Below are 12,752 nucleotides of genomic sequence, written 5' to 3'. Positions count from 1 at the left end.
ACACTATATTTTAATATTTAGTCTTCCCTGATTATTAAACAACCTATTCAATATATAATGAGCCTCCCCCTTAGTTAAATCACCAATTTCCCTACTTCCCATATACCTCCTAATCCACTCCATCTGCTTAAAAGATGCAGGTTCCTTGCCCCATTTCCTTATTATATGCAAGTCCCATAGAGGCCTTTGATCCTGATAATGCAAATTCAATATATTAAATACCTCATCAAGAGCATCCTGCATTTTAATTCTTTCACCATTATAAACCGTATATCCTAACTCATCCTGGCAATGTAACTTAATTCTTATATCCTTCAATATCAAAATCAAATCTCCATTAAAACTTCTTGTCCAATTTATATTATGAAGATTATAATTTCTCTCTTTAGCCCAAAGATTCACCTCTTCAGTTTCCTTAATCCAAAGTCTTGGACTTTCAAACTCTTTTATTTTCCTTGGAATATCAAGCAAGTTACCATCTAAATCCTTAAGTTCATCATCATCTAAATTATCTACATTTAAACCTAACAAACTTGCTGCTGTACAAAGCTTATTTTTCCCCGTAACACCAACTAAATCAATTAAATTAAGCTTATCCTTATCTTCATGAAGTCTAAGACCTCTTCCAACCATCTGTGCATATAATGAACTATTTTTTGTTGGCCTACATATTATTATTGTTTCAACTAAAGGCATATCTGTACCTTCAGTAAATATCATGCAATTTACAAGCACCTTTATTTCTTTATTTGTAAATTTTCTTATAATCTCATCTCTATTTTTAGTATTAGAACTTACAACTACTGCTCCTTCTATTTCAGCTGCAATATTTTCACAATGAGCTATAGAAGCACCAAAAATCAAAGTTTGTCCTTGTGCATAATTCTTATAAGCTAAAGCAACCTTCTTATTACTATCATCATTATTTATCATCTCTTCAAGATCATCTAAAGCATAATCACCAAGTCTTGTTTTAGCCTTAGAAATATCATAATCAATATTAACCCTCATACAATGAATATCACAAAGATATTTATTTTCAATGGCCCACCTTATATCTTTCTCATAAATAATGCTATCAAAAATTCCATCTAGACTTTTACCATCTCCTCTATTTGGAGTTGCTGTAAAACCTATGTGCAACCTGTAATTAAAGTATTCATAAATCTTTCTATAAGATTTTGCTATACTATGATGACATTCATCAGTGATAATCATATCAAAGTCATCTTTATTAAACTTATTTAATCTACGAACTAAACTTTGAACTGAAGCTATAACAACTTCTTCTCCATTTGACTTTAATTCTCTCATTTCTATACCAACTGGTATATCATAATATTTAATAGGTTGAGTTACCAATTCTTCTCTATGAGCTAAAACAAGAACTCTTCCTTTTCTTTTTATATTGGCAAAGGTAACTGTCTTTCCTAAACCTGTTGCTAACTGAACTAAATAACTTCCACTATTTAAATTGTCAATTATATCTATAATTTCCTTTTGATAAGGTCTAAGCTCCATAACTTCTCACTCCCTTTATACTAATTAATTTATTGTGTCTACCCTTCTGTCGACCTTATTAACCTCTGCAATCCCTTTAAAATAGCCACTGTCGACCTGTCGACCTAATAATGAACTCTATATATAAACTTTTTATACTATATTTATTTTTTTATTAAATTCTAACTCTTTTATAAGTAATACTTTTTAATGTCGACAGGTCGACAAAAACATTTTATATAGCTATAACCCAGTATTTATAAGTGTTGTAGCGTGTCTACCTTCCTTTAAAAATAGGTCGACACTTTATTTAAAAAGGTACATTATCCTCAACAATCTCATTAAAAAAGTTGTCATCTTCTTTCTCATAAAGCTTTAACTTTATACAATTGGTTAATATTCCATTTACCCTAACTCTTTGAGTATATTTATTTCTATTGTCTCTAAATAAAAAGCCTTTTTCTACTAATCTGGCTTTAATACCATCAAAGCTAATATTTCTCTCCTCTAACATGTCAACTAAAATAGATTTAATTACAAAACATTCACCTCTTACAGTATTAATCTTTCCATAGATTTCGTTATTATCATTATTCTTAAACTTATTTATATTTTGACCAATCCAATCATTAATGACGTTATAGGTCCTTTCAGATAAATCCACATTATTTTCTTTAGGTAAAACTTCAATAATATCCTCAATAGTTAATAAATCATCACTAAATATCCTATTGCTAAGTTCATCACCTAAAAGAACTGTTGCTACAGCAGCTGCTTGCTTATCTTTAATATCTGTAGTACTATTAACTTCCTTCAAAATCTCACTATATCTCTTAATGATTTCTTCCTTTGGTGGTAAGTTATCAATAAAATCTCTAGATGCATGTCCATAATTACTTTTAACTAAATTAGCAGTTAATACTCCATTATCTATAATCTTTGTAGTTGCTTCAATTTCTAGAACTCTATTTTTAGCTCCTCCACCTGAGTATTCCTTAGTTACAGGCTCTTCACCAGTAAACAGAAAAATATTTCTCCATGTACCTTGTGTTTGTATTCCTCCATCAGCTCTTCCAAGTCCTCTATCTATTCCCTCTGCAAGCTGCATTATAATTTCATCAAAGGATTTATATTTACTTCTTACAATTTGAAGTTCATCATAGGCTACAGGTAAATTGTGCATAAAAGTAGCATATCTAGACATTGCAAGTACTGTAGAATTTAAAGTCTTAATAAGCTTACCAATACTAGGGTTACCCCATATACTCATAGCCACCATGGTAGCAACAGTTTTCCTTGTATCAGTTCCACCCCATAAATGAACTATAAAAGGTAAAGTTCCTAATATTTCAATGAGTGGACTTGCAAATGAAGCTGCCATTAGAATCTTTAAAATCTTACTTTTACTTCTTAGTTCCTTAACATGTTCCTTCCATACCTCATAATCACCATTTGTTTTAATACTTTCATACACACTTTTAAAAGAAATATCACCATCATATTTATAGTTATCTACAAATGGTACAAAGTCATTATCTACCCAACCTAATCTATTAATACTTTTTGTAACAGGGATTTTCTTATTATTTAAAGAAAGGATATCGCTTAAATATGAAATTAAAATTCCTGCATTATTAGAGTTAACTTGAATTCCTCTATCTGCTAAGGAAATTATAGATGATCTATTAGAAATCAAACTATTATCAACAACTACATCTTCCCAAATATTATCTCTACGAAAACTTAGTCTAACTTTTTCTAAACCACTTTCTACATTTTTTAACCTTTCTACTGGTAAAATAGGATGTGGGCATGCCATTACTTTTACTGGCTCAAAATTTCTAGTTTCAATTTTCCATATGCCATCATCACTGGCATTCCAAATACCAGCATCTAAATTACCTATGGGGCAATCTTCAAAATTAACTAGATTTTCTTCAATTTCTCTTTTAGAACTTTCTCCATTATTAGAAGTTTTATTAAAGTCATTTGAAATATTTTTATTAAATCTCTTCTTATATTTTTTATAATTAGCTTGTTCATTATCTTTACCATATTCTTTGTTATAAGCTTTATATAGCCTATTAAATTCATCCTTTACACCTAAATTTTTAGCTATATCTCTTACTTTCAATAAAATACTTTCTTTGAAAAACTCATTTTCAATAGCATTTAAATATCTAAATGTATCTTCTGAAAGCACCTCTTCCTTAGTAGCTCTGTAAGGATCTAATGGTAAAAATTCTGCTTCAACTATCTTTTTTGATAAATCTTTCATTTATAGCTTGCACCACCTTCTTGTTGTACTTATAAAACTCTAGTTTTTCTTCTATATCATTGCTTGTAAATATATCTAGATAATAATCAATTATATTTAGCATCTCTGCTGTTTCTTCATCATCTTTTTCTGATAAATATCTTCTATAATCACTTAATAATAAAAAGGTGTCATTTTCCCATCTTTCAAAAGCTTCTATTATTACTTTTGAGCTATTATAGTTTTCAATTTTAGATATTTTATTATATTTTGTTTTATTATTAGTAACTATAGACTTGTCCTCTTTAACTTCTATCCCTAAATTTAAAAGTTTATTTATGTAAAGTGCACTTTCATAGTTATTTAACCCTTTAAGTTTAGAAACAAGAGCTATACTATCACCTGACTCTCCACAGCCAAAACACTTAAATAACTGTCTTTTACTACAAATACTAAAGGAAGGTGTTTTTTCATTGTGAAATGGACATAAACCTTTGTTATATCTATTTAAATTAAGCCCAATTGCCCTAGCTACTTCTAAAATATCGCTTCTTTCTTTTACTTCTTCAAAGATATTCATTTTTCGTCTCCTTTGCATAGTCTCTAGTTAATAAATATCCAATTTGAATAGTTTTTTACAAAAAATAATAATTTTTTTTATTTTATTCTTTTATGCGAAAAAAGATCTAATTTTAACGATGTTGCATTAAAGGTTTATTAGATCCTAAAGTAGATTTCGTATTTAAGAATATTTTTGGATCACCAAATCATCCTGAAATATTAATATCATTTTTAAATGCAACTTTAAAACCTAAAAGAAAAATAGTAACCGTTGATATAAAGAAAACAGATATAGAAAAACAACTGATGTTATGGAAGTTCATTTTATTGAGATACCAAAGCTTGAAGATTCTAATGATGAAAAAGATATGCTAGTTGCTTGGACAGAATTTTTAAAGAATCCTGAAAGTGAAAAAGTTAGATGTTTAGAATTAAATATAAAAGAAATACGACAAGCAAAAGATGAACTTATACGAATGAGTAATGACAGTACTCAAAGACAGTTGTATGATATGAGAGCTAATTCTTTAAGAGATAAAATAAGTGAATTAAATGCATCAGAAAGAAAAGGAATTGAAAAAGGAAAAAAAGAAGAAAATAAAAAATACTTACACATAGCAATCTCAGTCCTTCCTCCTTCTGTAACGCCTCAAACGACCAATTATTTCTAAAATACAAACTTTTGAAGATAAAAGAGCATCAAATTATCATTCTCCTAATTTGATGCTCTTTTTTGAATCTAAAATATCGCTAAAAAAAATATTTAGATAATTATTTTCTTTTCATTAATAACTATAATATCATCTCTATTTTTAGTATTAGAAATTACAACTACTGCCCCTTCTATTTCAGCTGCAATATTTCCACAATGAACTAAAATCAATTAATCTCTAAAATCATTTTTTATTTTAAATCCGTTTTTACCATTATGTTTTACTTTGTAAAGTAGCTCATCTGCTTGTTTATATAACTCATTAAAATCAGTGTGCTTATTAGTTATAACACAACCAACACTTAAAGATATTTCTTGTTTAATATTATTATATTCTATATCTCTATTCATAGCTTTACATAATATTTGTAATCTTTCTCTAATAACATCAATATCAACTTCTTCAATGTCTTTCATGAAAACTACAAATTCATCTCCACCTAAACGACAAATAATATCCTTAAAAGCAAAAACTTCTTTTAATATTAGTGCAAATTCCTTTAATACATCATCACCGATTTGATGCCCTAATCTATCATTTACTTGTTTAAAATAATCTATATCAATTATAGCAAAAGCTGAATATAAATCTGAAGGCTTTGCATTTAAATATTCTTTTACTAATATTTCTCCTGCTTCACGATTATACATACCAGTTAAAGCATCTAGTTGTGATTTCTTTAATAATAACTTCTTAGCTTTTTTTAGTTCTTTAAATTTATGTATAATTATAGTAAAAATTACTATTATTATTATTATTGCTATTGCTGTAAATAAAAAAGTATTTTCAATGAATAACTGCTTTAATGTAATTTTATGATGAATATTTGAAGTATTCTCATAAATAATATTATTAATCTCCTCTGTGGATAAAGTATCAATTGCTTTATTTATAATATTAATTAATTTTTTATCAATTGGTTTTTCAAATGCCATACTTGAATTAACCTTTTCTTCTTGATATAAAACTATTAAATCAGAATAATAATCAGAAGCAATATAGTTTAAAATAGAATAACTACTTCCATTAGTTATGGTTGCTTCCCCTTTTTCTATTGCATTTAAAACCTCTTCTATAGTTTCATAATATTTAACTTCATCATCATCACTTAACCCTTCATATTCATACCCTTTTGCTAAAGCAACTATCTCTTTGTCTGTTTGAATATTTTTATTTTTTACTTTAACTAAATCTACATCCATATATGATTGTGTAAGAAATAAATCATTTTCCTTTTCAACTGAATATGTATCTGGTACAGCTATTATAAAATCAGCTTCTTTATTTTCTAACATATTATAAGCTTCTTCATAAGTATCTGCCTTTATTAATTCAAGTTTAATACCTGCTCTTTCCATAATTAAGCTTACTAAATCAACATAGATTCCATCTGGTTCATTAGTCTTAGTATTATAATATTCAACTGGTATAATATTATCAACATAAATTCCTTTTAATACACCTATATTATTGATATACTCTTTTTCTTCTTCTGTTAAACTTATTACCTTGCTACTAAAAGTTTTAAAATATTTATTATATAAAACTTGCTCATAATCTGGTTCTTTTTCTTTTATTTTAGAAATAGCTTTATTTAAGCCCGATATAATTTCTGTATTTCCTTTTGTTGTTGCAAAATAATAGGGAATTGCTCCAAATTTAGCAATAACTTTTTTTTCATCATCAAGTAATAAGTCACCAGTAATGATAGCATCTACTTCTCTAGATTCTAATGCCTCTTCAATCTCATTACCACTTTCATATGGATATGGAACAAGTTCAATATTGTTAAATCCATTAGTTTTACAGAAATTTTTAAAATTTTCAAGTTTTATATTTGATGTTTCAAAATAACCTACCTTAATTCCCTCTAATGTTTCATAGTTTGAAATATCAATACTATTATTGTCTTTTAATGTAACTAAAGTAGTATATGTAGCACCGGAATTATATTCTGGAAAGTCATATAATTCCATAGTTTGCTCATTTTTAAGCATAGCTCCTGCAATATCAATCTCTCCATCTTTCAATTTATTAATCATGTCATTAAGACTCATTTCAATAAATTCATATTCCCAACCTGTATATTTAGCAATTTCTCTTAAATATTCAAATCCAAAACCACTATAAATATCATTTTCAACTTCTGTAAATCCAGAAACAATTGAGTAACCAACTTTAATCTTATTATTAGTTTCAGCATTTATATAATTGCTTTGTACACTTAAACATATATTAATAATAACTAATATCAAAATAACTTTATTAAATTTTTTTAAAATATTTTTCATTATATTATAATTCACTTTCTCTATCTCTTTTTTACTCTAGTTTAATTTTTAATAGTCTATACTGAAAATTAGAGTTTCTCTATATCTTTTATATACATTGGCTTATTATAATAATATCCCTGTACATATAGTAAATCATTTTCTATTTTTTTAATTGCACTCTCTTGTTCTACTTCTTCAACACCTTCTAATACAACATATTTATTTGTATTTCTTGCTATTTTAGATATAAATAAGACAATTTCATTTCTGATTATATCTTTTCCAATTCCATCAACAAAGTTTTTATCTATCTTTATAATATCAATATCTAATTTTTGAAGTACATCTAAATTTGAGTATTCTACCCCAAAGTCATCTATTGCAATTTTAAATCCTGCACCTTTTAAAAGATCTATATTTTTATTTATTTTATCTAAATCATTCATTTTAACTCTTTCAATTATTTCTAAACAAATCTTATTAGGTTCTAAATTAGATTTATATAATATTTGAATAGCCTTTTTAACAAATGCTTCATTTTCTATTTCATTCAAAGATAGGTTAAGTGAAATATAAAATTCTTTACCATTAACACATTTGTAATTTTTAATTTTATCATAGTCTTTAATAACCTTTTTAATTATCCAAAGAGAAATATCAAATAACATATCATTGTCTTCAATTTCAGGTATAAACTTATATGGTGGAATAATTTTATTATCTTCATCTAATAACCTTAATAAGCCTTCAAATCCAACTATATCTTTGTTTCTAGGATTATAAATAGGCTGATATTGTAATAAATACTTATCGCTATTCATTCTATATTTAATTTTTATTTTTATTTTCCGCTTTTTTATTTTAGGAATTATTAATTTTATAATTACAATTAAAAACAATATAATTAATATTATACTTAAAATTAATCTTCCAATTAATTTTTTATTATAGTCTTCATCGAAGTATTTATCCTGAAGTTTTTCAAGCGGATTATACTTTTGTGAAGTATATTCTTCAATGACTTTATCTATATTCTCTAAAATATCCGAACTCTTTTTATTACCACCTATATAAATTTGTTCACCAGCAAATTTATATAGCATTTTATATGGACTTTTTTTATACGCATTATCTACCATTAAATCAATTTTATCTTCTTTCATTAATTCTTCTAATATTTTGTAATTTTCACCATACACAATTTTAATATTAATATTACTTACTTCAAAGAATTTTAAAATCCACTCTGCATTATAATCAGCTTCAACTAATCCAAGTATTAATTCATTATTTGATTTTAAATCATTCATACTAATATTTTTTGTACTAAAAACTCCAAATTCTTCTTGAGAAATACTTTTATTGTTAAATATTATGTCTTTACTTTCCATAATACTGATAGGTAATCCAAGCATAATATCTATATCACCATTTTCTAACTTTTCTAGTCCATCAGAAATATTACATACAATATATTCATATTCAAAATCGTATTTTTTGAGTAATAAATTTAAAAATTCGTAATAATACCCTCTAATTTCACCATTTTCTTCGATGTAGACATAAGGCTCATATTCATATACACCTATCTTAACTACATCTTTTGATTTTATTTGTTCGGAATATGGATTTATTGAGAGCATGTCTAAAATTGAGATAATTAATATAATTGATATAAAGTATTTAAATTTTATTATAATCTCCTCCAATTCCTATAATATATATTTATTTTTAAAATTTTCCTTATTTAGTATAACTTATCACACTGTTTTAAATCAATATTTTTTCTTTATCGACAATAATTTCACATTTTCCTTTATTATAGTTAATATAAAACTATCTATTTTTATATGCTTTATAACTTATTTAAATAATTATAAATAAATGTTTTTTCTTTTACTTATTCTAGGATATTAATTTTTTGTCTTCTTTGACATAGTCGCTACTTAAAATATAAATTTAAAACAACCCCTTGTTTATAACAAGAGGCTGTCCATAACTAAAATAATATTCCTAAAATAATATTCCTAAAATAATATTCCTAAAATAATATTCCTAAAATAATTGTAAAAATATATGTTACATTTAATAAAACAAAATTTTTAACTGCTAATACAAAAGTATCCTTCTTTGATTGCACTGTATAAAATAATTTTATATTTTTATTAATTGGAATAAATACTAATAATACTAATAAAGATATTATAGGTAAAACTTTTAAAATAACTCCTATAATTATTCCAACAAACCCTATGTAATATAAATATTTAAAGATATTTAAGGCATTTTCTTTTCCTATGTATATTGGTAAAGTAAATCTCCTATTTATAAAATCATCTTCAATATCACAAATATTATTAGCTAACATTATATTTGCTATGCCAACAATTAATGGAATACTTATTATAAATATAGACATAATAACCTTTAAGTTAATGATTAATTTTAAATTACCTTCTAATATAGATATATTTAATATTTCTTTATCAAATATATGTATATATACTGCTAAAAAAGTTATAAAAAATCCCATTGTCACTCCTGAGAAAATCTCACCAAAAGGAGTTCTTGAAATTGGAATAGGTCCAAAAGAATAAAAGATTCCTATTGTAAAACATACTAATCCTACTAGTAAAATTATTATATTTGTATTTAAAAATAATATTATTCCTAATGATGCTGATAATATTAGCATACCTATAATAATTCCTAAAACAGTTTTAGGTTTAAGTCCATATTTTGTTATAGCATTATGTTCTTCATATCCAAATCCCTCTTTTTTTATAGCTTTAATATAATCAACATAATTATTTATTGCTGTTACAGTCATATCAAAAATTATCATTGATAAAAAAAGTAATATAGCATTTTTTGTATTAAAATTATCAAATTTGTATAAGGCAAAAGCTGTTCCTACTATGTATGGAATAACGCTAGCTACTTTTGTTTGAATTTCTACTAATTTTAAAAAACTTATTATCCCCATTAAAAACCTTCTCCTTGGTTATATTTTTTACCTATAAAATTATATCACATATAAGGCTTTTTTTACCATTCATTATCCTATTATTTTATCTTAATCATTTTTTATAAAATAAAATATACCCACGAAAATTATAATTTTCGTGAGTTTCATAGTGATAGTAAAGCGTAAGAATTATACTCACGATTAAACATTTATATAGAATTATTCTTCAATCAATCTATTTAAATCCAATAATACTTTGTATAATTAATAAGCTAAATATCTAAATTCTATACTAGTTATAGCTACTGGACCTGCAAAATCATCAGTAGTTGGAATACGAGCAATACTCAATAATGCAAAATCTTCTGCTCTAATAAAATCATCTAATTTGAACTCTAGAACATAATGATTATATTGTTGATTACCTGGTGAATTTTGAACTGGAATATTGTTTCTATTAACAATTTTTAAATCATCTATATCTATTACTCCATTAACCTTAGTAAATAATGATGAAAATCTAATTGAAAATCTACTTCCAGTTGGTGTACTTGAATTATCACTTATTAAATGCACAAATACTTTAGCATTTCTGCATCCCTTTTTAGCATCTCTTGGAACACTAAAAGTTAATGAATACTCATCTGTATCACCTTGAGGCATAAGCCATCCTAATATAAAAATCCCTGAATCTCCAAGTTGTTCAGTATCAGATCCAGTTGTATTAGCATCATTCATGTTTCCAGCGTTGAATATTAATGATTTATATTCTGGTTCTTTATAATTAAAATCATTTCCCATATTAAAATCCCCCCTTACTTAATATAATATATTCCGTATTTATAATTATGTTACTGATTTTATTAGTATTTGATTATTACTTAATATCATCATAAAGTGCCTCATTTTTTCCCCTTCATATTTACTAAAAAAGTAATACTGAGAGAAATAAAAACCTTCTCCTTGGTTATATTATTTATCTTTATATATCAAAAAGGAGAACTAATTTTAATTAGTTCTCCAAACACTCTCTAAAGTAATACTTTCTTATAATATATCTATTAAGCTATAGGTGCCATAAGAATTTTTCCTGTTCCACGATATACATTAACAAACCCTTCTCCTGAAACAGCTGATCCCACTAAACTTTTACTAGATTTCTCAACTCTAAAATCTAAAGATTTAGACCATGCAATAGCAAAATTACCATCAATTCTAACTTCATCATTTTCTAAATTAATTTCTATAAGTTCATCTCTTGGAACAGGACTTTCTAATACAGCTACCCCCTGTCCTTCAAGACATAAATTAAATAGTCCTTCATTTCCAAGCATTGCTGAAGAAATATTAGTTCTTGCTACTACTTTCTGCTTAATTTTAGACTCACAAGCAAGGAAAAGCCCATCATCAAGCACTAAGCCATTCCAATCAGCAACATCCTCAAGAAGTATATGTTTATAAGTAGGTTCTAAAACTAATAATCCACTTCCTTCATATTTAGGCTTAATTGCAGATTCCTTTGTTACTTTTGATGAAATAGCTTTACCAAAAAAATCTCCTATGCCTTTAACATCAGCCGCCATTTTTACATTTCCTGCTGTCCATTGCATTGCTCCAGCACTTATTGTATAAGCATTCCCATTTAATTCAATTAAAACCTGTCTCTTTCTAACATTCATTTCAGAAGCAAAGTATGCATTAATTGCACTTGCAGCATCAACACTTAAATCCTTTTTATATTCAAGAACCTTAACTCCACCCTTAGAAGAAATAACTTCTACATTTTTATTGTCATATAAATTTTTACACGTAATCATCATATACCTCCATATACCATATATTACTTTTAAACATTAACAATTATATAATCTTAATCTATAAACTTCAATCTATATAATTTAACAAATTTCTTTTTCATTTATCTTTTACCTATCTACTTTTCATAATTTTTAAATTATTATTATGAAATATTAATTTCAATATAGCAATCTTACTTTTAAAAATAATTGCTTAATTTGATGAAATTATACAGCTTTGATATACTATTCTAAAAAACATAATAGGAGGAAATAAAATGACTGAAGAATATAGCTATAAAGAAGATGTAAGCTTATTTACAAAAATTCTTTCTGAGGAAGCAGATAAATTATTATCTAATGAAGATTTAACTGTTGTATATATTGGTAGAGAAACATGCCCATACTGTCGTAAATTTGCTAAAAAACTTAGTGGATTAGTTAGTGAAATTAATACAACTATTTATTATGTAGATAGCAATAATTTTTCTGATAATGAACTTAATTCATTTAGAGAAAAATATAATATTGTAACTGTTCCTAGTTTTATTGTTCGTAAGAATGGAGAAATTGAAGTTCGTTGTGATTCTTCAACTCCTGAAGATGAAATTTTAGAAATGATAAAATAATTCAGAACTTGATGAGTTATTATTTATGTTAAAAGATTAAGAGCTTCAAATCTAT

At 25.8% G+C, this 12,752-nt stretch carries 11 protein-coding genes; 3 read left to right on the top strand and 8 right to left on the bottom strand.

What is annotated here, in order from left to right; translation table 11 throughout:
• Positions 1-3 precede the first annotated feature (3 nt).
• The 3 genes from EJJ37_RS02110 to EJJ37_RS02100 form a co-directional block, all read right to left on the bottom strand.
• A complete protein-coding gene (locus EJJ37_RS02110) occupies positions 4-1,521 on the bottom strand; it encodes a DEAD/DEAH box helicase (protein ID WP_133013944.1) in 1,518 nt (505 codons plus the stop codon).
• 289 nt (positions 1,522-1,810) lie between these two features.
• The gene (locus tag EJJ37_RS02105) at positions 1,811-3,778 is read right to left on the bottom strand and encodes a DUF927 domain-containing protein (protein ID WP_133013943.1); all 1,968 of its coding nucleotides are present in this window, start codon (positions 3,776-3,778) and stop codon (positions 1,811-1,813) included.
• Positions 3,750-4,337: a CHC2 zinc finger domain-containing protein gene (locus EJJ37_RS02100; protein WP_166484638.1), complete on the bottom strand. Its 588-nt coding sequence runs from the start codon at positions 4,335-4,337 to the stop codon at positions 3,750-3,752. Before EJJ37_RS02100 ends, EJJ37_RS02105 begins: the two co-directional genes overlap by 29 nt.
• Before the next feature lie 125 nt (positions 4,338-4,462).
• Between EJJ37_RS02100 and EJJ37_RS20745 the strand changes: the two genes are divergently transcribed.
• Together EJJ37_RS20745 and EJJ37_RS02095 are read left to right on the top strand one after the other, a co-directional pair.
• On the top strand, positions 4,463-4,693 hold the full coding sequence (locus EJJ37_RS20745) for a PD-(D/E)XK nuclease family transposase (RefSeq protein ID WP_338032237.1): 231 nt from the start codon (positions 4,463-4,465) through the stop codon (positions 4,691-4,693).
• Positions 4,630-4,989 (top strand): Rpn family recombination-promoting nuclease/putative transposase, encoded by a 360-nt coding sequence (locus EJJ37_RS02095; protein WP_243124823.1) that lies wholly within the window; start codon positions 4,630-4,632, stop codon positions 4,987-4,989. The genes EJJ37_RS20745 and EJJ37_RS02095 overlap by 64 nt, the downstream gene beginning before the upstream one ends.
• Before the next feature lie 212 nt (positions 4,990-5,201).
• Here the strand turns inward: EJJ37_RS02095 and EJJ37_RS02090 are convergent, their stop codons facing one another.
• From EJJ37_RS02090 to EJJ37_RS02070, 5 genes are all read right to left on the bottom strand, one after another.
• Complete coding sequence (locus EJJ37_RS02090) at positions 5,202-7,337, bottom strand: GGDEF domain-containing protein (protein WP_133013941.1); 2,136 nt, start codon at positions 7,335-7,337, stop codon at positions 5,202-5,204.
• A 53-nt stretch (positions 7,338-7,390) separates the two neighbouring features.
• Positions 7,391-9,013 carry an EAL domain-containing protein gene (locus tag EJJ37_RS02085; protein ID WP_133013940.1) on the bottom strand — a complete coding sequence of 541 codons (1,623 nt, stop codon included), beginning with the start codon at positions 9,011-9,013 and terminating at the stop codon, positions 7,391-7,393.
• Positions 9,014-9,345: 332 nt separating this feature from the next.
• Positions 9,346-10,290, bottom strand: a complete 945-nt coding sequence (locus EJJ37_RS02080) for a 1,4-dihydroxy-2-naphthoate polyprenyltransferase (RefSeq protein ID WP_133013939.1) — start codon at positions 10,288-10,290, stop codon at positions 9,346-9,348.
• A gap of 246 nt (positions 10,291-10,536) precedes the next feature.
• Positions 10,537-11,073: a hypothetical protein gene (locus EJJ37_RS02075; protein ID WP_133013938.1), complete on the bottom strand. Its 537-nt coding sequence runs from the start codon at positions 11,071-11,073 to the stop codon at positions 10,537-10,539.
• 260 nt (positions 11,074-11,333) lie between these two features.
• Complete coding sequence (locus EJJ37_RS02070; RefSeq protein ID WP_133013937.1) at positions 11,334-12,089, bottom strand: AIM24 family protein; 756 nt, start codon at positions 12,087-12,089, stop codon at positions 11,334-11,336.
• Between the two features lie 257 nt (positions 12,090-12,346).
• Here EJJ37_RS02070 and EJJ37_RS02065 point away from each other — a divergent pair, with 257 nt between their 5' ends.
• A complete protein-coding gene (locus EJJ37_RS02065; protein ID WP_133013936.1) occupies positions 12,347-12,697 on the top strand; it encodes a DUF6568 family protein in 351 nt (116 codons plus the stop codon).
• Positions 12,698-12,752 lie beyond the last annotated feature (55 nt).

Origin of the sequence: Clostridium cuniculi (assembly GCF_004353185.1) — a bacterium.
Classification (GTDB): domain Bacteria; phylum Bacillota; class Clostridia; order Clostridiales; family Clostridiaceae; genus Clostridium; species Clostridium cuniculi.
Note: the sequence above shows the minus strand (reverse complement) of the source record. Positions and strands in the feature narration are given on the sequence as shown.